At 50.0% G+C, this 21,972-nt stretch carries 18 protein-coding genes; 10 read left to right on the top strand and 8 right to left on the bottom strand.

The genetic code is table 11. The features are described 5' to 3' along the window. Nucleotides 1–70 precede the first annotated feature (70 nt). The 4 genes from CPY98_RS18455 (at nt 71) to CPY98_RS18440 (ending at nt 6,393) form a co-directional block, all read left to right on the top strand. Nucleotides 71–1,531: a nucleobase:cation symporter-2 family protein gene (locus CPY98_RS18455; protein ID WP_043488890.1), complete on the top strand. Its 1,461-nt coding sequence runs from the start codon at nt 71–73 to the stop codon at nt 1,529–1,531. 37 nt (nt 1,532–1,568) lie between these two features. Then, nucleotides 1,569–2,885: a guanine deaminase gene (guaD, locus tag CPY98_RS18450; protein WP_157743854.1), complete on the top strand. Its 1,317-nt coding sequence runs from the start codon at nt 1,569–1,571 to the stop codon at nt 2,883–2,885. Nucleotides 2,886–3,138: 253 nt separating this feature from the next. Further along, nucleotides 3,139–4,506, top strand: coding sequence for an NCS2 family permease (locus tag CPY98_RS18445; RefSeq protein ID WP_025798509.1), 1,368 nt, complete (start codon nt 3,139–3,141; stop codon nt 4,504–4,506). Nucleotides 4,507–4,743: 237 nt separating this feature from the next. After that, on the top strand, nt 4,744–6,393 hold the full coding sequence (locus CPY98_RS18440) for a Na+/H+ antiporter (RefSeq protein ID WP_046448917.1): 1,650 nt from the start codon (nt 4,744–4,746) through the stop codon (nt 6,391–6,393). Nucleotides 6,394–6,607: 214 nt separating this feature from the next. Here the strand turns inward: CPY98_RS18440 and CPY98_RS18435 are convergent, their stop codons facing one another. Further along, entirely contained in the window at nt 6,608–7,522 is a 915-nt protein-coding gene (locus tag CPY98_RS18435) for a LysR family transcriptional regulator (RefSeq protein WP_025798504.1), read from the bottom strand. A 146-nt stretch (nt 7,523–7,668) separates the two neighbouring features. Here CPY98_RS18435 and CPY98_RS18430 point away from each other — a divergent pair, with 146 nt between their 5' ends. Continuing rightward, nucleotides 7,669–8,109, top strand: a complete 441-nt coding sequence (locus CPY98_RS18430) for a CidA/LrgA family protein (protein WP_096388780.1) — start codon at nt 7,669–7,671, stop codon at nt 8,107–8,109. Further along, a complete protein-coding gene (locus tag CPY98_RS18425) occupies nt 8,106–8,798 on the top strand; it encodes an LrgB family protein (protein WP_043488906.1) in 693 nt (230 codons plus the stop codon). The genes CPY98_RS18430 and CPY98_RS18425 overlap by 4 nt, the downstream gene beginning before the upstream one ends. A 106-nt stretch (nt 8,799–8,904) precedes the next feature. Here the strand turns inward: CPY98_RS18425 and CPY98_RS18420 are convergent, their stop codons facing one another. After that, on the bottom strand, nt 8,905–9,240 hold the full coding sequence (locus tag CPY98_RS18420; RefSeq protein ID WP_043488909.1) for a DUF2002 family protein: 336 nt from the start codon (nt 9,238–9,240) through the stop codon (nt 8,905–8,907). Between the two features lie 225 nt (nt 9,241–9,465). On the opposite strand from CPY98_RS18420, the gene agp reads away from it, so the two are divergent. The 4 genes from agp (at nt 9,466) to CPY98_RS18400 (ending at nt 14,829) form a co-directional block, all read left to right on the top strand. Next, nucleotides 9,466–10,779 carry a bifunctional glucose-1-phosphatase/inositol phosphatase gene (gene agp / locus CPY98_RS18415; protein WP_096388583.1) on the top strand — a complete coding sequence of 438 codons (1,314 nt, stop codon included), beginning with the start codon at nt 9,466–9,468 and terminating at the stop codon, nt 10,777–10,779. Nucleotides 10,780–10,926: 147 nt separating this feature from the next. Further along, nucleotides 10,927–11,658 (top strand): MurR/RpiR family transcriptional regulator, encoded by a 732-nt coding sequence (locus tag CPY98_RS18410; RefSeq protein ID WP_025798495.1) that lies wholly within the window; start codon nt 10,927–10,929, stop codon nt 11,656–11,658. A 179-nt stretch (nt 11,659–11,837) separates the two neighbouring features. Then, complete coding sequence (locus tag CPY98_RS18405) at nt 11,838–13,355, top strand: PTS transporter subunit EIIC (protein ID WP_025798493.1); 1,518 nt, start codon at nt 11,838–11,840, stop codon at nt 13,353–13,355. A gap of 37 nt (nt 13,356–13,392) precedes the next feature. After that, complete coding sequence (locus CPY98_RS18400; protein WP_096388582.1) at nt 13,393–14,829, top strand: 6-phospho-beta-glucosidase; 1,437 nt, start codon at nt 13,393–13,395, stop codon at nt 14,827–14,829. Nucleotides 14,830–14,908: 79 nt separating this feature from the next. Here CPY98_RS18400 and CPY98_RS18395 read toward each other — a convergent pair whose 3' ends face one another. The 6 genes from CPY98_RS18395 to CPY98_RS18370 form a co-directional block, all read right to left on the bottom strand. Continuing rightward, entirely contained in the window at nt 14,909–15,340 is a 432-nt protein-coding gene (locus CPY98_RS18395) for a hypothetical protein (protein ID WP_046359528.1), read from the bottom strand. 361 nt (nt 15,341–15,701) lie between these two features. Beyond that, nucleotides 15,702–16,475 carry an SDR family NAD(P)-dependent oxidoreductase gene (locus CPY98_RS18390; protein WP_096388581.1) on the bottom strand — a complete coding sequence of 258 codons (774 nt, stop codon included), beginning with the start codon at nt 16,473–16,475 and terminating at the stop codon, nt 15,702–15,704. A 15-nt stretch (nt 16,476–16,490) separates the two neighbouring features. Continuing rightward, complete coding sequence (locus tag CPY98_RS18385) at nt 16,491–17,387, bottom strand: dihydrodipicolinate synthase family protein (protein WP_043488920.1); 897 nt, start codon at nt 17,385–17,387, stop codon at nt 16,491–16,493. A gap of 6 nt (nt 17,388–17,393) precedes the next feature. Beyond that, complete coding sequence (ilvD, locus tag CPY98_RS18380) at nt 17,394–19,103, bottom strand: dihydroxy-acid dehydratase (protein WP_096388580.1); 1,710 nt, start codon at nt 19,101–19,103, stop codon at nt 17,394–17,396. Between the two features lie 47 nt (nt 19,104–19,150). Further along, nucleotides 19,151–20,497 (bottom strand): MFS transporter, encoded by a 1,347-nt coding sequence (locus tag CPY98_RS18375; RefSeq protein WP_096388579.1) that lies wholly within the window; start codon nt 20,495–20,497, stop codon nt 19,151–19,153. Between the two features lie 51 nt (nt 20,498–20,548). Next, complete coding sequence (locus CPY98_RS18370) at nt 20,549–21,949, bottom strand: sugar porter family MFS transporter (protein WP_096388578.1); 1,401 nt, start codon at nt 21,947–21,949, stop codon at nt 20,549–20,551. Nucleotides 21,950–21,972: the final 23 nt, after the last annotated feature.

Genomic DNA, 21,972 nt, shown 5'->3' with positions numbered 1-21,972 from the left:
GGGCAGGGTTTCTGCATGGTTTTTCCCGCATTTATTGAATCAGATATTCAATTTCTCACTGGAGTAGAAAATGTCTGATGTACAGCAAGTTGCAGATAAAACCGTTAAAAATGAGTCCTTATATTCTGGGGATTCAGAGCTTATTTACCATCTTGATGATAAACCGCCGTTGCATGAAATGTTGATCGGCGCGGTGACGCATCTTCTCGCCATTTTCGTCCCCATGGTTGCTCCTGCGCTGATTGTCGGCACTGCACTAGGGCTATCTTCAGAGATCACCGCCTATTTAGTTTCTATGGCGATGATTGCCTCGGGGATTGGTACGTTCATCCAGGTAAATCGATTTGGTCGCGTTGGCTCAGGGTTACTCTCCATTCAGTCGGTCAATTTTTCGTTCGTGACCGTCATGATTGCGCTGGGTGGTTCAATGAAAAAAGACGGGCTCGACGAACAGGCGATTATCTCCGCTCTACTCGGTGTGGCCTTTGTCGGTGCTTTCCTGGTTGTTGCCTCGTCACAGGTTCTTCCTTATCTCAAACGCGTGATCACGCCCACCGTGAGCGGCGTTGTGGTTCTGATGATTGGTCTTAGCCTGATCAAAGTCGGCATTATTGATTTTGGCGGAGGTTTACCCGCCAAAGGCGATGGCTCCTTTGGCAGCTATCAAAATCTCGGTCTGGGATTTCTGGTGCTGTGCGTGGTGATTGGCTTCAACTGCTGCCAGAACGCGCTGTTGCGGATGGGGGGGATCGCCATTGGCTTAATCGTGGGATATGTCTGTGCGTTATTTATGGGTATTGTTGATTTCTCGCCTCTAAAAGATCTGCCGATTATCACCATTCCTCAGCCGTTTAAATATGGTTTCTCGTTTGATTTTCATGCCTTTTTGGTTGCCGCTACCATCTATCTTTTAAGCATTTTGGAAGCGGTGGGCAGCATCACCGCAACGGCGATTATTTCCGAACGCCCAATTGTGGGTGAGGAATACGACCGACGATTATCCGGAGGTGTGCTGGCAGATGGTTTGGTTTCGGTGATTGCCTGTGCATTGGGCTCCCTGCCGCTGACCACGTTTGCGCAAAACAACGGCGTGATCCAAATGACCGGCGTGGCCTCTCGTCACGTGGGGAAATACATCGCGGCGATATTAGTGATCCTTGGGCTGTTTCCCGTTATTGGGCGTTTCTTTACCACTATCCCCGCGCCTATTTTAGGCGGCGCAATGACACTGATGTTTTCGATGATTGCCCTCGCCGGGATAAAAATCATTCTGTGTGGCGGTATGGATCGGCGTGAAACTCTGATTGTGGCAACTGCGCTGGGGATTGGGCTGGGTGTTTCCTACGATCCGCAAATCTTCCGTGTTCTTCCTGATTCTATTTATGTGCTGTTTGAAAACCCTATCTGTGCGGGTGGCGTAACCGCCATCATTCTTAACCTGCTGATCCCTAGAGTGAATAAGCGTGGTCAAGAAGATGAGTTGGAAGAACTGATTAAGCCCGTGACTGAGAATTTTACTCAAGCGAAGTAGTCGTTCATCACACTGACATGTTTATGGAGAAAACATCATGTCTGGACAACATTCTTTGAAAGCGATACGCGGTAATTTTTTAGATATCGTCAAAACAGTAGAGCAGCCTGAGGAAATTGAATCTCATCTGCGTTTTATTGAAGACGGCTTAATGCTGCTCCGCAGTGGGAAAGTTGAGTGGTTTGGCACATGGCAGGAAGGTAAGCATCTCATTCCAGAAGGTATCCGCGTACGTGACTACAGCGGAAAAATGATCGTGCCCGGTTTTGTGGATACCCATATTCACTATCCGCAAAGCGAAATGGTGGGAGCCTATGGTGAACAGTTGCTGGAATGGCTGAATAAACATACGTTCCCCGCCGAGCGGCGTTACAACGACATTGAATACGCGCGCGAAATGTCCGCTTTCTTTATCAAGCAACTATTGCGCAACGGCACCACCACGGCGCTGGTATTTGGCACCGTTCACCCTGAATCGGTTGATGCGCTGTTTGAGGCCGCGCATAACATCAATATGCGAATGATCGCAGGCAAAGTGATGATGGATCGCAATGCCCCTGATTATTTGCTCGATACGGCGCAAACCAGCTATAGCCAAAGCAAAGCACTGATCGAACGCTGGCACCACAACGGGCGTTTGCTCTATGCCATTACGCCGCGCTTTGCCCCAACGTCAACGCCAGAACAGCTGGCAATGGCGCAGCGGCTGCGTGAAGAGTATCCCGACACGTATCTACATACCCATCTTTGTGAAAATAAAGACGAAATTGAGTGGGTTAAAGCTCTGTATCCCGAACGAAAGGGCTACTTAGACGTTTATCATCACTATGGGTTAACCGGTAAAAATAGCGTTTTTGCGCACTGCGTACATTTAGAAGAGTCCGAGTGGGACTGTTTGCGCGACACCGGCTCGTCGATCGCGTTTTGTCCAACGTCGAATTTGTATCTCGGCAGCGGTTTGTTCAACCTGAGAAAAGCGTGGCATAAGCAGATTAAAGTCGGCATGGGAACGGATATCGGCGCTGGAACCACCTTCAATATGCTGCAAACGCTGAATGAGGCGTACAAAGTGATGCAGCTTCAAGGGTGGCGAATGTCGGCCTATGAAGCGTTTTATCTGGCGACCCTAGGCGGTGCCAAAGCATTAGGGCTTGATGGCATCATCGGTAATTTCAATGTCGGCAAAGAGGCTGACTTTGTGGTTTTAGAGCCAACGGCAACGCCGTTACAGCAGCTTCGTTACGATAACTCTGTGACTCTCATGGACAAATTATTCGTGATGATGACGCTTGGCGATGACCGTTCGATCTACAGAACCTACGTGGATGGACAATTAGTGTACGAACGCACCTAAAATGTCGATATCTTTAGTTGAAATGACGGTTTATAGGCCAGATAATCGTTTGCCTTAAATAACCGTCCCATTTTTATGACTGATGTGCTTGATGGGGTAATCGTTTGCTTTGTGGTTTCGTAGCAAGTTATAGATACCGCAAATGGATATCGCAAAGTTACGGTAATAAGAAAAACGCAGGTTCAGGCGTTAGCAATCTTGAACAACATTATTGTCATCATGCGCAATGTTAAAACACTCAGAGGACATCAATATGTCTAGCAATTCATCTCAAGAAGGGTCAGCGGGTAAATCGGGCGGTTCGCTTGACGCTTACTTTAAAATTTCGGCTCGTGGCAGCAGCGTTCGCCAAGAAGTGTTGGCGGGGGTGACTACTTTTCTTGCCATGGTGTATTCCGTTATCGTTGTGCCGAGCATGTTGGGTAAGGCGGGATTCCCCCCTGGAGCCGTGTTCGTTGCAACATGTTTAGTGGCGGCTTTTGGTTCCTTGCTAATGGGGCTGTGGGCGAATCTGCCAATGGCCATCGGGTGTGCGATTTCCCTGACGGCGTTTACCGCGTTTAGTTTGGTGCTCGGGCAGCACATCAGTATTCCAGTGGCTTTAGGCGCTGTATTCTTGATGGGCGTTCTGTTTACCCTGATTTCGGTCACGGGGATCCGTTCGTGGATATTACATAACCTGCCGATGGGGATTGCTCACGGAACGGGGATTGGTATTGGGCTATTCCTGCTATTGATTGCCGCAAATGGCGTGGGCTTAGTGATTAAAAACCCACTTGAAGGGCTGCCGGTGGCGCTGGGGGCATTCACTTCTTTCCCTGTGATGATGTCCTTGCTAGGGCTTGCCATTATCTTCGGCTTGGAAAAGCTAAAAGTTCCAGGCGGAATTTTGCTGGTGATCATTGGTATTTCAATCGTCGGGCTGATTTTTGACCCAAGCGTGAAATATCAGGGACTGTTTGCATTGCCAAGCCTGTCTGCAGCCGATGGTTCATCGCTGATCTTTAGCCTCGATATCATGGGGGCATTGCAGCCAGTGGTACTGCCAAGCGTGCTGGCGTTAGTGATGACGGCAGTTTTTGATGCGACCGGTACGATCCGTGCGGTGGCTGGTCAGGCAAACCTGTTGGATAAAGACGGCCAAATCATCAGCGGTGGCAAGGCGTTAACCGCTGACTCCGTAAGCAGCATTGTTTCGAGTTTTGTGGGTGCTTCCCCTGCGGCCGTGTATATCGAATCTGCGGCGGGTACGGCAGCCGGTGGTAAAACCGGACTCACGGCTACCGTTGTTGGCGTGCTGTTCCTGCTGATTTTATTCCTGTCTCCGCTGTCTTATTTGGTTCCGGGATACGCAACGGCACCGGCGCTGATGTATGTTGGCCTGCTGATGCTGAGCAATGTTTCCAAGCTGGATTTCAATGACTTCGTTGATGCGATGTCTGGTTTGGTATGCGCGGTGTTTATCGTTCTGACCTGTAACATTGTGACCGGTATTATGCTGGGCTTCACCACTTTAGTGGTTGGCCGTATCTTCTCCAATGAGTGGCGCAAGCTGAATGTGGGCACGGTAATCATCGCGATTGCCTTGGTGGCATTTTATGCAGGCGGCTGGGCAATTTAAGTTTGCTGCGTGAAAACCGATAACGTTTATAAGAGCGCCTAAGGGCGCTCTTTGTTTTTATGTGATGACCGCTTGCGGTCGCTATCTTCAACAGAAATAATACCATTGGTTACTTTCAGGTAAATCTCAGCCTATTTGCACACTTTTTCCTTTAGGACAAAAATCATAAGGTGATATGTTTGAAAGGGTATTTATAAGCAAAACGCGGTTGTATTTTGTAGTGAGACTAAGGAAAGCATGGAAATCTTCTTTACTATTCTGATCCTGATCCTAGTGGTGTCTTTATCTGGGGTGGTAACGCGTATGTTGCCGTTCCAAATACCGTTGCCGCTGATGCAGATTGCTATCGGGGCTCTGCTGGCATGGCCGCATTTTGGCCTGCACGTCGATTTTGACCCTGAACTTTTCCTCGTACTGTTTATCCCTCCGCTGCTGTTTGCTGACGGGTGGAAAACGCCAACGCGAGAATTTTTACACCACGGGCGTGAGATCTTAGGTCTGGCGCTGGTGCTGGTGCTCATCACGGTGGTTGGCGTCGGGTATTTCCTGCACATCCTGTTGCCTGAAGTTCCTTTGGTGGCTGCGTTTGCTCTGGCCGCCGTGCTCTCGCCAACTGACGCCGTGGCGTTAGGTGGGATCGTGGGCAAAGGCCGCATTCCAAAAACCATTATGGGCGTGCTGGAAGGCGAAGCCCTGATGAACGATGCGTCTGGTCTGGTTGCGCTGAAGTTTGCTATCGCCGTTGCGATGGGCACGATGGTGTTCACCGTGGGCGGTGCGACGCTTGAGTTCCTTAAAGTCGCGATTGGTGGTCTGCTCGCCGGTGTTGCCGTGACATGGCTATACAGTAAATCGCTGCGCCTTATGAGCCGCTGGGCGGGCGATGATCCTGCCACGCAAATCGTATTCTTGATGCTGCTGCCGTTTGCCAGCTATCTGATTGCTGAACACGTGGGCGTTTCCGGTATTTTGGCCGCGGTTGCGGCGGGCATGACCATCAGCCAGTCGGGCGTGATTCGTAATGCACCATTGACGATGCGACTGCGCGCTAACAGCGTTTGGGCAATGCTCGAGTTTGTGTTTAACGGCATGGTCTTTATCATGTTGGGGCTGCAACTGCCGGGGATTTTGGAGAGTTCCATTATTCAGGCGGAGCGCGATCCTACCATCCAGACATGGTTCCTGTTCACTGACGTTGCGTTAGTGTACGGCGTGCTGCTGGTATTACGTTTCCTGTGGCTATGGTGCATGCGTCGCTTAAGTTTGCGCTTCATCAAACGTAATCCGCTTCAGTTCGCCAGCTACAGCCTGCGTGACCTGTGGATTGCGTCGTTTGCGGGTGTGCGCGGTGCAATTACCTTAGCCGGTGTGCTCTCTATCCCGCTGTTCTTGACCGATGGCACGCCGTTCCCTGGCCGATATCAGCTCGTGTTTATCGCCACCGGAGTGATTTTGTTCTCGCTTATCGTCGGGGTCGTTGCGCTACCATTGCTGCTGAAAGGCATGGAGGTCAACGATACGAATACCTATCGTGAAGAAGAGTCGATGGCCAAATCGGTGACGGCAGAAGTCGCGATTGAGAGCCTGAAGAAAATGCAGGAACGCTTGGAAGTTGATACCGAGGAAAATATCGATCCTCAGTTGCTGACAGAGGTGAGTTCGCGAGTGATAGGGAGCCTGCGTCGGCGCATTAGCACCAAGGAAAATGCCGAAGAGATGCGTAAGGTGGAAAACCTTGAACGTCGCTTCCGTTTAACCGCGCTACGCGCTGAGCGCGGCGAGCTTTACCATCTGCGTGCCACACAAAAAATCAGCAATGAAACGTTGCAGAAGCTGCTGCACGACCTTGATTTGCTAGAAGCGTTGCTGGTGGAGAAGAGTGGGTAAGGTATTTTAGGTTTACTTCCACTTATCGAAATACAACCCCCTCCCAGCCTCCCCCTTCGCAGGGGGAGGAGCCGCTCGAGAATCTTTCAATCAACGCTGAACGGTTCCCTCCCAGCCTCCCCTTCGCAGGGGGAGGAGTTGCTCGAGAATCTTTCGATCAACGCTGAACGGTTCCCTCCCCTGCTAAGGGGAGGGTTAGGGTGGGGTCATCGAACTACTTCAACGTTATCCACTCTGGATGCATTTCCCCGTTCGGCCAATATTCGCGGCAGCGCGCGATCCACGCCTGAGCACTGTGCGACAAGTACCTGCCCTCACACCAAATTAAACCTAGCTCCCACATCAGTTTTGGCTCTAACGGCAGCCAAAGTAGGGTCTTTGGATCGAGTCGTTGGCAGATAGGTTCTGGCAAAATCGCGATGCCTACGCCAGCCTGAACCATGGCGGCGAGAAAGTCCCACTGTCCGCTGCGAACCGCAATCTGTGGTGTCACGTTGTGGGCGGCAAAGGCCTGCATTAGCTGTTTGTAGAGCGCGAAATCTTCGTTGTAGATCAGAATGTTTTGCTCGGCGAGTTCGGGCATAGCAATGCTGGTGCGCGATAGCCACTCTTCGGTGCGAGGCACTAAAACGCATAGCGGGTGGCTGAACAGCGGCAGCGACGCGATGTCGCCGTCGGTATCACCGGAGAGTGCGGTCAGGGCAAGATCGAGTTCACCTGATAATACGGCCTGCTCAACGGTAAGCCCGCCAAACTCGGAAATAATCAGTTCGATTCCCGGATAGTTATGGCGGAATTCATTAATCAATCCGGCCATTTGGGTACCGACCATTGGAGGAATACCTAACTTAAGCTGGCCGCGTTTCACCGTGCTGATATCTTCTAGCTCTGCTCTTAATTGGCTAAATTGATCCAGTATGGCTAGGCCGCGTTGATAAACCGCTTGTCCACTGTCGGTAAGATGTAAACGGCGTCCTTCACGAATGAGCAGCGTACATCCCAGCTCATCTTCTAGATGGCGCAGCATTTTGCTGATGGTTGGCTGGGTAACAAACAGTTTTTCCGCCGCGCGGGTAAAGCTTTGTTGGCGTACCACTTCGACAAAATAGCGCAGCGTTCTGACGTCCATGGTGTCTCCATAAGAGCGTTTTGTTGATGGAATAACAAAGTATGCCAATTTGGCATAAAGGCAATAATATTAATTCATTTTATGCAGGTATTGTTTACTGCCTATACTGTGCGCTCATTCACACTTTTGCTCATTCTGAGGTTATCATGTCTCTGGCGTTGCGCTCTCGCGCACCGTTCGTCCTAAGCCGCTTACAGGTGCCTGTTCAGGTTGCTTTGTATGCCGCACTGTTTTTGGTTGCACAATGGGCTGTGGTTAGATTCCACCTTCCTCTTCCTGCCAATATCGTGGGTATGCTGATGCTGCTGGCGATGATCGTTTTACGCGTTTTGCCTATCAAGTGGGTAAAGGCAGGGTCGCGTTGGTTATTGGCTGAAATGTTGCTGTTTTTTGTTCCTGCCGTGGTCGCGGTAGTGAATTACGCTTCGCTATTAATGGTAGAAGGTTGGCGAATTTTTGCCGTGATTGCGGTGAGTACCACGCTTACGCTTGGTTTGACCGCGCTGGTAGTGGATCGGGTTTATCGTTTCGAGATTTATCTACAGCGTAAAAAGCAATCAGCCGCCTATAAGCGAGATCGCGTATGAGTAGTTTAAGTATTAGTGTGCTGTGCCTGTTGATGACGTTAGCGCTCTATTTTGCCAATAAGAAAATATACCGTCGCCTTCACACCATTTGGATGATGCCGCTGGTTTTAACGCCGCTGATCTTGGTGCTGTTTTTAGTGGTAACACATGTTTCCTATCAGGACTACATGGGAGAGAGCCATTGGCTGCTTTGGCTATTGGGCCCAGCCACCATCGCGTTTGCGGTGCCAGTTTATGAAAACATGACGGTCATTCGCCGCCACTGGATGTCATTGAGCGCGGGCGTGATTACGGCAACGGTCGTTGCGGTGAGCAGTTCGGTTTGGTTGGCTCGGTTGTTAACGCTGCCGGAGGAAGTTCAGCGCAGCTTGGCTGTGCGTTCAATCACCACGCCATTTGCGTTGGAAGCGGCTAAACAGCTAGGTGGGCAACCTGATTTAGTGGCGCTGTTTGTGGTGATTACCGGCGTTTTCGGTATGGCGGTTGGCGATATTTTATTCCTACGGTTGGCGGTGCGCAGCGGTATGGCGAAAGGAGCCGGATTAGGGGCTTCGTCGCATGGCGCGGGGACCGCGAAAGCCTATGAAATAGGGCAGACCGAAGGCGTGGTTTCAAGTTTAGTTATGATGTTAGCGGGGGTCGTGACCGTGGTTCTAGCCCCGCTGATCGGCCATGTGATGTGGTCATGAATTTTAATAATAAGCCTGTATAAAACAGCGCTATAGCTGCAAGAGTTTGCCTCTGCCTAGCACCCGCACGGCAGAGGTTTTTTTTGCCCCATTTTCAGCGCTGTCGCTATTGGAACATTTTTTCCAAATACTGGCTGAGGCGCGCGCGCGAGGTAAAACCATGTGGAATACCAACGAACGCGGTCTCTACGGCATGGGGATCCTGAGGGAAACGCGTATAGGCTACGCTGCTACGTAGTGGTTCGGCGGGGTGCGCAAATTTAAGACTTTTCTGTCCGAGCGCTGGGTGGATTACCAGCGCGGTTCGGCCCATTCTGGCCTCACGGTTAACATAGACGTAATGATCGCCTTTGTGAAAACCATAGGCTTTATCGGTCACGTAATCTCTAATAAACCCAGTTCGTTCAAGTACCTGTGCGACTTCGTCAGGGCGTAAATACATGCTGACTCTCCCATTGTTCTCTCTTATAGGCACAGACCATAGCGGATTGAAAATGTGGGACAACCGGACTTTTCTGGAAGAGAGATCCTGCATGGCGCTCTGCGCAATGAGCATGATTAGCCCTGTTATGTGAAGCGTGACCAGAACATAACGGAGATACCTATCTACACTAAGCCCTGTTAATTCCATTCGGTAACCCTTCAATTTGTATAAGGAAACGAGCAAATGAAAAAAATAACTAAGGGCTTTTTCTCACTGAGCGCATTGGCGTTATTCATTCCGCTGGCGGCTCAGTCTGCGGATGTTTCTCCCGCCGCGCCTGAGGGTTACCAGCTAGAGCAAGTTCTCATTTTTAGCCGTCATGGTATTCGTGCACCGCTGGTGGGATATGGCGATATCTTGGCAGAATCGACGCCACACCAATGGCCAGTATGGAAAACGGAAGGGGGATTGCTGACGCCGAAAGGGGCTGAAGTAGAAACACTCTTTGGTAAATATATGCGCGATTGGCTTGCCCAAACCGGCATTTTGCCTGCGGGGGGTTGCCCAACCGACGGTGCCGTATTTGTTTATGCGAATAGCCTACCTCGCACCATTGATACCGCGAAAAGCTTTGTCAGCGGCGCATTTCCCGAGTGTTCACTCAAGGTGAATCATCAGGCCAAAATTGGCACCATGGACCCAACGTTTAACCCGATAATTACCGCGAAAGTCACTGATGAGTTCAAACAAAAAGCCATCGAGTCGATTAACCAACATGCGGGACAGGGGGGGATTGACGGTCTTAACGAGCGCTTGAAACCTAACTATGCGGTACTTCAGCAGGTGATGGACTACGGGCAATCGAAAGTTTGCACCGAGAAAAAAACCTGCTCTTTGGCGGAACAGCCAAATACGGTCAATATCGTTCAGGACAAAGAACCTGGGATTACGGGGCCGCTACGCGTAGGAACCGGCGCATCTGATGGGTTTATGCTGCAGTATTACGAAGGATATCCGCTGAAAGAGGTGGCTTGGGGACAAATCACCGATGAAAAACAGTGGCAGCAATTGGAAGAGATAAAGAATCTTTATCATGAAACCCTGTTTGGCTCGTCAGCGGTAGCCCAAAATGCGGCGGCACCTTTGATGCGTTTTGTCAGCGCAGCGCTGGTGGGAACGCCAGATAACAACGCGCTTGTGGCAGACGCTCATAAAGCGAAGGTCGCAGTGCTGGTGGGGCATGATTCCAACATTGCGTCTTTATTAGCAGCCATGAAAACGGCCGAATATGAACTGCCTAAGCAATATGAGAAAACCCCAATCAGCGGGAAAATTGTTTTCCAACGTTGGCATGATAAAAACGACAATCGTGATTTGATGAAGATTGAATATGTATATCAGTCAACCGATCAAATCCGCAATGCTACGCCGTTATCATTGTCATCACCGGCTCAGCGTGTGGTTTTACAAATTGATGGTTGTAAAATTGATGCCAATGGTTTCTGCCCAATGGATGATTTTAAAACCGCGATAGCGAAAGATATTCAAGGACAGTAAAGATAATCTGCCTGAGCTCCGCGCATATTTGCCGTGCTCAGGCGTTAAGCTTGTTTGAGGAACGTTTCGCCTCTGAGGTCTGAGATACTTTGTCATCGCTATGATGTTCTGATACTTTGTCACGATAACTCGTTACTGGATACTCGCATGTTTACCCATATCGCCTTATCGACGCTGAATGGCTTGGAATTGATGGTATATAACTATGTCATCAAAAATAAAGATAAGGTGATGTATATGACTATCCGCGAGTTGGCGGATGAAGCGGATGTTTCCACCACCACCATATTACGCTTTTGCAAAAAAATGAATTGCAGTGGCTATTCTGAATTTCGTATTCGTTTTAAACTTTATCTTGAGCAAGAAGAGAAATTATTATTGACCTCCGGAGCGAGTGAAATAATGAGCTTCTTTAAAAGTATTCATAATGATGAGTTTGAAGAACTTATTACGCGCACGGCGGAACAAATTGCTGAGGCGGAAAGAATAATATTTGTTGGTGCTGGTACGTCCGGCACGCTAGGGAAATATGGCGCACGTTTTTTCTCTAACGTAGGCAAGTTTAGTAATTATATTGATGATCCCTATTATCCTATTAGTACGGATATGTATAAAAACGCGATTGCGATTATTTTATCCGTTTCTGGTGAAACTCCAGAGATATTAAAACTGGCGAGCCAGTTTAGCCTACATCACTGTAAAATCATCAGCATTACCAACAGTGAAACCTCCTCTTTAGCCCGCATGGCAGACTTCAATCTTTCCTATCACATGCCACAAATCCTGATTGCCAGTGAATATAATATCACCACTCAGGTTCCGGTTATTTATATGCTAGAGGCAATAGGAAAGAAATTAGCAAAGAATATTTCTAGTTAATAATTGAGACATTGATCTGATAAAAAACAGCGTGTTTCTTTGACGTAACAAATCACATTTGCGTTTTTTTGTTATATCGTGACATTAATTAATTCTTTGCTACTATCCAAATTATAAATCATAAATATTCCCCTCCGTTTATTAAAAGGGGGTTCTGTTCCTACAGAAGGACTCATTCTATGGCAATTAATTATGCGGACTCGGCCAAGGAAATTGTAAAATTAATTGGTAGCGATAATAATGTGATTAATGTCACACATTGTGCAACGCGTCTACGATTTGTATTAAAAGATAATTCGCAGGTAGATAAAGAAACCCTTAAGCGTGTTAAAGGCGTTATTACGGTTATTGAGTCTAGCGGGCAATTACAGGTGGTGATTGGGAACCATGTGGGTGATGCCTATCGAGAAGTGCTAAAGCTGATTCAGGTGGATGAAAATGCGGCCGTCAGCGCACCTAACGTCGGCATTGTTAGCCGCTTGATGGATATCATTTCCAGTATTTTTGCGCCTTTTCTCTACCCGCTTGCGGCATGTGGTGTCCTGCAGGGGCTGATTTCGCTGTTTGCCGTTTTAGGCTGGATGGATCCTGCCAGCGGAACGTACCGTATCTTGAACTTCGTTTCATGGACCGGCTTTACTTTCCTGCCGGTGATGGTGGCTTACACCGCTGCGAAGAAATTTAACGTTAATCCATTTACTGCCGTGATTGCCGCCTGTGCGCTGGTTTGCCCTGACTACATGAGCATGCTGACAGCCAACAAGATCCTGCTGGTTAACTCAGCCGATCCGGCAATGCAGGAGCTGATGAAAGAAGCGGTGAATAATCCACAGATCGCCCGTGTGCTAACGGAAGTTGTGGGGATCCCGCTTAGCGCAGATCCACTGACGTTTTTAGGTATGCCTGTGGAGTATTTGAGCTACACCTCGGCGGTTATTCCGATCATTTTGATGGTGTGGATGATGTCGTATGTGCAGCGTTTCTTTGAACGAATTCTGCCGCTGGTGATCCGTAATCTGTTCACGCCGATGTTCTGTTTGGCGATTATTGTTCCTCTGACTCTGCTGGTATTTGGCCCGATTGGCAACATGATTGGCGGTGCCATCGGCGGGGTTTACAACACGCTTTATCACCTTAGTCCTGCGGTAGCTGGTTTTGTGGTTGGCGCGCTGTGGACACCGTTAGTTACCTTGGGCGTGCATTGGGGGATTACTCCTGTCACCGTCGGCAACTACGCGACTTTGGGCTACGACACCTTTACTGGCCTGCAAGCCTCCGCCGTGTTTGCCATGGCGGGCGCAGTTCTGGGCGTTTACCTGAAATCTAAAGATGCCGAGATGAAGCGCGTTGCGCTGTCTGCGGGGATGACGGGTCTGTTCGGGATTACTGAACCTGCAATTTATGGTGTGGCATTACGCTTAAAACGTCCGATGGTCTGTGCCTGCATGGCGGGTGCGGTCGGCGGTGCCATTGCCGGCTCCTTCAATGCGGTATCGTGGAGTTACTGTATCCCTGGGATTGCGGTGCTGCCGGTGTTCTTCAAAGAAGGGCATCTGCCTCAGTTCCTTGGTTTCGTCCTGTCGATAAGCGTGGCCTTTGTCCTCGGTGCCGTATTCACCTGGTTTGCCGGATTTAAAGAAGAAATTCCAGCAGCAGTGACAGATACCAAAGCAGCGGCGCAGCCTGAAGTCGCTTGATTACGTAACAAAATTCATTAAAGAAGAGAGCAACAGCATGAAACAACAACGGTTACCGGATGATTTTCTGTGGGGCGGCGCGGTCGCGGCTCATCAGGTTGAAGGCGGCTGGGATCAGGGCGGCAAAGGGCCAAGCATCGTTGATGTCTTATCCAGCGGATCACATGGCGTCGATCGCGTGATCACCGACGGTATCCAAGACGGTTATCTTTATGCCAACCACGACGCGGTCGATTTTTATCATCGCTACAAAGGTGATATCGCGCTGTTTGCTGAGATGGGCTTTAAATGTTTTCGCACCTCGATTGCGTGGTCGCGCATCTTCCCGAATGGGGATGAAGTAGAACCGAATGAAGCGGGGCTACAGTTTTACGATGAGATGTTCGATGAGCTGTTGAAATATGGCATTGAGCCAGTGATTACGCTGTCGCATTTCGAAATGCCGTGGCATTTGGTGAAAGAGTACGGTGGTTGGAAAAATCGTAAAGTCATTGATTTCTTTGTTCACTTTAGCGAAGTGGTTATTAAACGTTACCAGCATAAAGTGAAATACTGGATGACGTTCAACGAGATCAACAACCAGCGTAACTGGAAAACACCGCTGTTTGGTTATTGCTGCTCAGGGGTGATTTACACCAATGAGCCTAACCCTGAAGAGTGCATGTACCAAGTGTTGCACCACCAGTTCGTTGCCAGCGCACAGGTGGTGAAATTAGGGCACGATATTAATCCTGCGCTACAAATCGGCTGCATGATTGCAATGGTGCCGCTCTACCCGTACTCCTGCCATCCCGATGATGTGATGTATGCGCAGGAAGCGATGCGTGAGCGTTTTCTGTTTGGCGATGTGCATATGCGTGGTTATTACCCTTCATACATTCTTAAAGAGTGGGAGCGCAAAGGGTATCACATTGAAATGCAACCGGATGATAAGCAGATTTTGTTAGACGGATGTGCGGATTATATCGGCCTGAGCTACTACATGAGTAATGCGGTGCAGGCGAACTCGGCGGGAACAGGTACGGCGCTGGCAGGTTTTGAAGGATCGGTTCCGAATCCACATGTAAAAGCATCAGAATGGGGATGGCAGATCGACCCCGTAGGCCTGCGTTATACGCTGAACATATTGTATGAGCGTTATCAGAAACCGCTGTTTATCGTTGAAAACGGCTTTGGCGCGGTCGACAAAGCCGGCGCCGATGGGCAAATTCACGATGATTACCGCATCGCGTATTTAAAATCCCACATTGAGCAGATGAAAAAAGCGGTGATCGACGACGGCGTTGAGCTGATGGGATATACCCCGTGGGGCTGCATCGATTGCGTTTCTTTCACAACCGGTCAATACAGTAAGCGCTATGGCTTTATCTATGTTGATAAACATGATGATGGCACTGGCACGCAGGAGCGGTCGAAAAAACAGAGTTTCGATTGGTATAAGCAAGTGATTGAGAGCAATGGTGAGAAGTTGTAGCAGTTTGATTTAAATAAAAAAACAAAAAAGCCATCAGCTATTTGCAGATGGCTTTTTTACGTCTTCAAATTAGACGATTTTATTTTTTGCTTAATGAATTGAAGATGGTGAACTGCTTACAAATATAGGTTTGGCCAGCCATCGTCAGATTGTATAAGTCATTGCCCGGTGTACCCGGATGGCCCATTTTGATGCCGAAATTGATGGTGGTATTCGATGGATCTGGCGTGAACTGTTTGGTTTTCTCATCGTAATTAGACAGCACATACTGCACTTTCTCGCTCTCGTCGTCAGTACGATTCCCGTAATAAATCTGCGATGCCTTGCTGATAGGATCGGTGATTTGCAACACCATCACATTCTCGTTACTGATGGCGCTGGAGAGCACTTTAAACCCGCCGCAGGTGGTATAGCCTACCGCATGATAGTTGCCGATCATCGGCTGTGCTGGCGTTGCGGCCAGAGCGGCGAACGGTGAGAGAACGAATAAGGCTAACAGTGTTTTCTTCATGAAATTGTTCTCAATGGTTAAAAATTAAACTATTCAGCGTGTTAAGCTAATTCGCTTTTATTTGGTCAGTAGCTTGGACAACAGATTCTATAAAACCTTCGATATCTGTCCAATTTGCACTGCAAGAATTTATGTCTACAGGTAGGTCGTTGGGAAGCTTTTCTCGCGACTTTGAAGGTAAAGATATATAAATTATTTTTAATTCAAAGAGATGCAGAAATGAGCGTTGTTGTCTGAATGCTTCAAATTGAAAATCTCAGCAACACTTTTTAGGAATCAATGACTTTCAATGTTGTGCTCTGTAGCAAAAAAGCGCCTACCGATTAAGGTAGTGCGCCTTTTTTATTGGATGATCAGTTAATCAGTCTTGCATCAGAGCGCTACGTCCACCGTCCATCACGATGGTGGTGCCCGCGATAAACCCAGCCGCTGGGCTGGATAAGAACAGGCAAAGTTCGCCCACTTCTTCAGATGTCCCAATACGGCCAACGGGATGTTTGGCGATAGTTTCCTGCCGCGCCTTTTCTCCGTCACCCTGTGAGTCAAACCAAACCTGATTTCCTGCAGTATCAATAAAGCCAGGTGCAATTCCCACGCTGCGAATAGCCGAGCCCCATTCAATGGTGAGGCTTTGTACCAGTGAGAGCAATGCACGCTTGGTGATGTTGTAAGGCGCGCAGCCTGGCATGGTTGAAAAAGCGTGGTTTGAGGTCATCACCAAAATAACGCCCCGTGATTTCTCTAACATCCCACGGCAGGATTTCGCCATGTACCAATGTGAGCGCAGGTTAAGATCGAGATTGTGGTGCCAATCTTCCAGCTCGCAATCAATACCTTTAAAGACGTTTTTACCTGCGTTGGAAACCAGTACGTCAAGACGGCCAAAGCGTTGTTCAACGGCGGCAACAAATTCACTGATGCTTTCGGTGCGGGTGATATCGACCGAGTAGTAGCAAAAATGTTCGGGGTAGTGATCTAACAGCGTTTTGGCATGGGGCGCTTTTTCCAATGGGGAAAAAGCGCAGCCAATAACGATGTCACCGTTTTTCAAAAATGTTTGCGCGATAGCGTGGCCGATGCCTTGGCTGGCTCCGGTCACGATGACTACGCGCGGCTGCTGGGCTGATGTAGACATAAATACTCCGTCAGTTTAAAGAGCAAATGTTGAAATGAAACTGTCGATCATCAGACGATCTTGCGCTGTCAGTGACCAGCCAGGGTGACGGCAGTAATCGCTGGCGATGATCCCTCGGCGTTGTAGGATCGTTTTCTCCACTTGAATGATGTATTCGCAGTGTGTCATCCAGCGCTGGATCCACGGCAGTAGCTGCTGATGTAATTCCTGTGCAGCGCCTTTTTCTCCTTGTTGCCAGTGCTGATAAATCTGCACGTAAACCTCGCTGAAGGAACAACCCGGCATCACGCCTTTGCCTCCTGCCTCAAGCATTTGCAGCATATAAAGCCCTGCATAACCGTTGAGGACGCTGGCCTGAGGCGCTTGTTGTAAAAATTCACGGGTGTAATCTACTGGTGGATTACATTCAATTTTAAACACCGCGTGTGGATAGCGAGTCGCGACCTCGGCCAGCTGTGCAGGGGTGATAGCCAGCCCGGTTTCACCCGGCGCGTATTGCACCATAACCGGAATATCGACCGCTTCTAGCACCGAGAAAATATGATGTGAAATCGCCTCTGGGCTTGGTTGTAGAAAGAATGGCGGCAATAGCATGAGTGCGTCGGCACCACGCTTTTGATAATCGCGAGCGCGCTTTACGGCAACCTCTGTGCTGTGATCGGTGACGGAAATGGCGCGAAAAACGCCGCTGCCGCGAAGGTCGGACAAAAACTGATTGGAGAGCTGGAGGCGTTCAGCATCCTCCAACTTAGGAAATTCACTGGCGATGCCGAATAGGGTTAATCCCTGAATACCGGTTGCCGCCAGATGTTCCAACATACGGCTAAAGCTTGAGTAATCTAGTTCGCCCTGCGGTGTGAACGGCATGGCTGCAATTGGGTTTACGCCACGGATATCTGTTGATTGGTACATGATGGCTTACTCCTCATCTCGGTCTGCAAGCACGGCGCCTTGTGCCGCAGGTAGCGCCCAGCGGCGGTATAAACGTAGGAATCCGCGTGGCACCTGTTTTTCAATCGGCGCCCAATGCTGGCGGCGCTTTGCCAACGTGGCTTGGTCAACGTTCAACATGAGTTCGCGGGTCGGAATATTGATGGTGATGAGATCACCATTTTCGACCAGCGCCAGATCGCCACCGTCACTGGCTTCAGGTGAAATATGGCCAACAAACAGCCCTCGGTTGGAGCCGGAGAAGCGACCATCGGTGATCAGCGCGCAGCTATCAGAAAGCCCCATGCCTTCTAGATACTTCATAGGCTTATACATTTCGGGCATACCCGGCCCCCCCTTTGGCCCTTCATAGCGCAGCACCAGCACGCTTCCGGGGGCGATCTCGCCAGAGAGAATGGCATCAACCGATTCTTGTTCGCTGTTGAACACGACCGCAGGGCCAGTGAACGTCATCAGGTGTTCAGGCACGGCGGCCGGTTTTACGACGCAGCCGAGCGGCGATAAGTTGCCGTGTAAGACCGCAACCCCGGCTTCATTGCGTACCGGAATAGCCAATGTGTGGATGACTTCAGGACGATGGCTGACTGGAGCCTGAGCCAGCCATTCGCCTTTGGTTTGCCCATTGACGGTGAGTGCGTTGAGATCCATCAGCGACGCGATCTCTTTTTCAACCGCCGCCACGCCGCCCGCTTCCCAGAAATCGATCATGTCGTATTCTGATGCTGGGTAGAGCGACGCAACGAGCGGAACCTGATGGCTTAACTTATCGAAGTCTGACAACGGTAGATGACCGTATTCCCCTTCGTAGTGAATCGCTTGTAAATGCAGGATCGCGTTAGTTGAACCGCCGGTTGCCAGCAGATAAATCATGGCGTTGCGGATTGACTGTGGGGTGATAATTTGCCGTGCGTTGACGCCGCGTTTGACTAAGTCAACGGCGGCTTGGCCGGTGCGGTAGGCGCATTCGCGACGCGCATGAGATATGGCAGGAAGCATAGCGCTGCCAGGCAAGCTCATGCCTAACACCTCTGAGATACTGCACATCGTATTGGCCGTGCCATACATGGTGCAGGAACCGGGGCCGGGTTCAGCGATATCTTCGATATGTCGGAACTCTGCTTCGTCGATTTCGCCGCGTTTTTTCCAGCCAATGGCTTCGGTAACGATATTACCGTCCCAATGTTTGCCGTGATATTCCGCTGGATACATTGGGCCACCGTTAACCAGAATAGCCGGAATATCCAGACGAGCTGCGGCCATGAGCATGGCGGGGACAATTTTGTCACAGGAGCCGAGCAGCACCATGCCGTCAAAACGGTGGGCGCGCATCATGACTTCGATTGAGCTGGTGATCACTTCGCGGGCAGCAAGAATGTAACGCATGCCCAAATGCCCTTCGGCGATACCGTCGCAGGGCGCAATAGTGCCAAAGACCATGCCAACACCGCCGGCCTCATCAATTCCTTTCAACACTTCGGCGGTAAGATCATTGAGGTTCGCATGACCAGCCGTAGCGTTGGTATAGCTGTTTACGACCGCAATGACCGGACGACGTAGCTGCTCATCCGTATGCCCCATTGATTTGTATAGCGCACGCTTAAGCGCGCCGTCGTCGCCGCTTAATACTGGGTTAAAATGACCATCACCACAGGTGCCACAGCTTTTACATCCACTCATAAACAGCCTCTTTTCAATAACGATACAACGCCTACCGTGCTTTGCATTCAGGATCTGCCTGCATCACGGCGGGGATTAACCAGCTTGGCTGGTAACAAAAACATCAGGGGGGCGCACAGCAATAAAAATGCGGCGAGGATATACAGCCCGGCATTGGTGCTGCCGGTGTTGTCTTTGAGCCAGCCAAGAACCGTAGGGCCAAAGAACCCGGCTAGGTTACCGATCGAATTGACTAACGCGATGCCTGCCGCAGCGGCTGTGCCAGACAGCAACGTACCGGGAAGGCTGATATAGGTTGGGATCAGCGCCAACGTGCCGGACATCGCCAGACATATCCACGCCATCATCCATACGGTTGAGCCGCTGCAATATGCGCTGAGCGTGAGCCCCACCGCGCCCAGCACCGCAGGAATGGCAATGTGCCAGCGGCGTTCGCAGTGCAGATCGGAGTGACGGCTGTTCCACACCATGAAAATGGCGCCGAAAACATAAGGTAGCGCGGCGAGTAAGCCGATATGGAAATCGTCACTCACGCCAGAACTTTTAATGATCGAAGGAAGCCAGAAGTTGATGCCGTAGTAGCCAATATTGAAGCTGAAAAAGATCAGCGCCAGCAGCCAAACATAGCCATTACGAAACATCATTTTTAGGCTTTGCGGTGGTTTGCCTGCATTCGCTTTCAGGCCGCGTTGACGGTCGATTTCAAGGTCGTCGCTGACGACCTGCTTTTCCTCATCGCTAAGCCAACGGGCTGATTTCACGTCGTTGTCGAGATAACGTAATACCACGAATGCCAGCAAGAACGAGGGGATCGCTTCGACCACAAACAACCATTGCCAGTTATGTAGGCCTTCAACGCCTTCAAACGCTTTTAGAATAAAACCAGACAGCGGGCTGCCAATGATGGTGGATAGCGGTGTGACGAGAATAAACAGCCCCAGCGTGCGAGCCGATCGCCACGATGGAAACCACAGCGTGAGATAAAACACGATGCCGGGGAAGAATCCCGCTTCTGCCACACCGAGTAGGAAGCGAAGCACGTAGAACTGAGTGGGTGTTTTTACGAAGATCATCAACGCAGAGAGAACGGCCCAACTGATCATGATCCGCGCGATCCAAAAGCGCGGGCCAAAACGCTGCATCAGCAGATTACTCGGTAGCTCAAACAGAAAGTAGCCGATAAAGAAGATCCCCGCGCCAACGCCGTATACGGTATCGCTGAAGCTGAGTGCATCCTGCATATGCAGTTTGGCAAAGCCGACGTTCACGCGATCCAAATAGGCGAAGAAATAGCATAGGATCAAAAACGGAATGAGGCGGCGGGTAATTTTGTTATATACCGCGGCGATCCTTTTTTCATTTTCAGAGGTATTACTGATGTCCAAAGCTGTCATGGGTGACCTCGACGAAACAAAAATAATCGTGAATTAAAAAATAATCCTGAGTTAGAGGGCGCTGCCGATGCTTCTCAGCGGTGAGCCAGCCATCAGTTTTTTCTCGATGTTTTCCAGCGAGATATTTTTAGTTTCAGGGACAAATAGCAGGGTAAGCACGATGCAAACCACGTTGAGTCCGGCATAGAGCCAGAATGTGCCCGCGCTGCCGATGGTGTCGATGAGAGTGAGGAAAGTGGCGCCGATGATCATATTGGCGATCCAGTTGGCCATGGTGGAGCAGGTGACACCAAAATCACGGCCAGCCAACGGTTGGATCTCGGAACAGAGCACCCAGATCAACGGACCAGCACTCATGGCGAAGCCGACGATAAAGATCAGCAATAGCGTGACGGCGGTATATTGCTCGGTAGTGGTGGTGATACCGACAAAGAACATATAGCCCATTGATGCCATGCAGATCGCCATCACGCCAAAACCGAGTTTGAGGATCGGTTTACGTCCCCAACGATCCACCAAGCCAATCGCAATAAAGGTGGCGAGCACGTTGGTGAGTCCAGCAATAACGGTTCCCCACATTTGCTGCTCGGTAGAGGCAAATCCAGCAATGGCGAAGATCTTCGGTGCGTAATACATGATCACGGTCATGCCGGTGAACTGCTGCATAAACTGCAACAAAATGCCCAAGTAGGTGGAGCGGCGGAAATGGCTATTGGCGCGGAATAACTGCCAGCCGCGCTGCTTTATCTGCACGCTTTGGCGAATGGCTTCGAGTTCGGCATGGGCTTCTGTGTGGGTGGAACGCAGCAATAGCAGAACTTTTTCCGCCAGCGCATGTTTGTCTTTCATCATCAGCCAGCGAGGACTTTCAGGCAGCGTAAGCACGCCGACAAATAGGATCAGAGCAGGGATGGTGATAACGCCCAGCATCCAACGCCAGTTGCCGCTGGCGCTGAGCGCCGTATCGGATAAAAAGGCGGCTAAAATCCCAATGGTGATCATTAACTGATACAGGGAAATCATGCTACCTCGGATGTGTTCTGGCGCGATTTCAGAGAGATAGAGCGGCGCGACAAAGGAGGCTACACCAACCGCTGCGCCGAGCAAAAAGCGTGAAATAACCAGCATGTGCAAATCACCTGCCAGCGCACAGCCAATCGAACCAACGACAAATAAAATAGAGCCGATGAGCAGCGTTTTTTTACGTCCAATGCGGGTACATAGCGGGCCACTGCATAGTGCGCCGAGTGCCGCACCTAACATCATGATACTGACAACCATCTCTTGCTGGTGGCTGCTAAGGGCGAATTCTTTGGCTAAGAATGGGAGGGCTCCGGCAATCACGCCCATATCGAGGCCAAAGAGCAGGCCAGCCAATGCGGCTAAAAAACAGATCAGCAATGTTTGCCGATTGGTGTGGGGTACAGACTGCGGAATTGAATGCGTAGTCATGGTAAGCCTCTAAAATAATTAAT

Source organism: Hafnia sp. CBA7124 (genome assembly GCF_002355555.1).
Taxonomy (GTDB): Bacteria; Pseudomonadota; Gammaproteobacteria; order Enterobacterales; family Enterobacteriaceae; genus Hafnia; species Hafnia alvei.
This window is presented reverse-complemented; position numbering and strand designations above follow the sequence as displayed.

Excerpts from the sequence above, each read along its gene's own strand:
- CPY98_RS18455 (WP_043488890.1), top strand. The coding sequence starts at position 71 with ATGTCTGATGTACAGCAAGTTGCAGATAAAACCGTTAAAAATGAGTCC.
- CPY98_RS18400 (WP_096388582.1), top strand. The coding sequence starts at position 13,393 with ATGAAACAACAACGGTTACCGGATGATTTTCTGTGGGGCGGCGCGGTC.
- CPY98_RS18425 (WP_043488906.1), top strand. The coding sequence starts at position 8,106 with ATGAGTAGTTTAAGTATTAGTGTGCTGTGCCTGTTGATGACGTTAGCG.
- guaD (WP_157743854.1), top strand. The coding sequence starts at position 1,569 with ATGTCTGGACAACATTCTTTGAAAGCGATACGCGGTAATTTTTTAGAT.
- CPY98_RS18440 (WP_046448917.1), top strand. The coding sequence starts at position 4,744 with ATGGAAATCTTCTTTACTATTCTGATCCTGATCCTAGTGGTGTCTTTA.
- CPY98_RS18390 (WP_096388581.1), bottom strand. The coding sequence starts at position 16,475 with ATGTCTACATCAGCCCAGCAGCCGCGCGTAGTCATCGTGACCGGAGCC.
- CPY98_RS18420 (WP_043488909.1), bottom strand. The coding sequence starts at position 9,240 with ATGTATTTACGCCCTGACGAAGTCGCACAGGTACTTGAACGAACTGGG.
- CPY98_RS18435 (WP_025798504.1), bottom strand. The coding sequence starts at position 7,522 with ATGGACGTCAGAACGCTGCGCTATTTTGTCGAAGTGGTACGCCAACAA.
- agp (WP_096388583.1), top strand. The coding sequence starts at position 9,466 with ATGAAAAAAATAACTAAGGGCTTTTTCTCACTGAGCGCATTGGCGTTA.
- CPY98_RS18410 (WP_025798495.1), top strand. The coding sequence starts at position 10,927 with ATGTTTACCCATATCGCCTTATCGACGCTGAATGGCTTGGAATTGATG.
- CPY98_RS18370 (WP_096388578.1), bottom strand. The coding sequence starts at position 21,949 with ATGACTACGCATTCAATTCCGCAGTCTGTACCCCACACCAATCGGCAA.
- CPY98_RS18445 (WP_025798509.1), top strand. The coding sequence starts at position 3,139 with ATGTCTAGCAATTCATCTCAAGAAGGGTCAGCGGGTAAATCGGGCGGT.
- CPY98_RS18375 (WP_096388579.1), bottom strand. The coding sequence starts at position 20,497 with ATGACAGCTTTGGACATCAGTAATACCTCTGAAAATGAAAAAAGGATC.
- CPY98_RS18430 (WP_096388780.1), top strand. The coding sequence starts at position 7,669 with ATGTCTCTGGCGTTGCGCTCTCGCGCACCGTTCGTCCTAAGCCGCTTA.
- CPY98_RS18385 (WP_043488920.1), bottom strand. The coding sequence starts at position 17,387 with ATGTACCAATCAACAGATATCCGTGGCGTAAACCCAATTGCAGCCATG.
- CPY98_RS18405 (WP_025798493.1), top strand. The coding sequence starts at position 11,838 with ATGGCAATTAATTATGCGGACTCGGCCAAGGAAATTGTAAAATTAATT.
- CPY98_RS18395 (WP_046359528.1), bottom strand. The coding sequence starts at position 15,340 with ATGAAGAAAACACTGTTAGCCTTATTCGTTCTCTCACCGTTCGCCGCT.
- ilvD (WP_096388580.1), bottom strand. The coding sequence starts at position 19,103 with ATGAGTGGATGTAAAAGCTGTGGCACCTGTGGTGATGGTCATTTTAAC.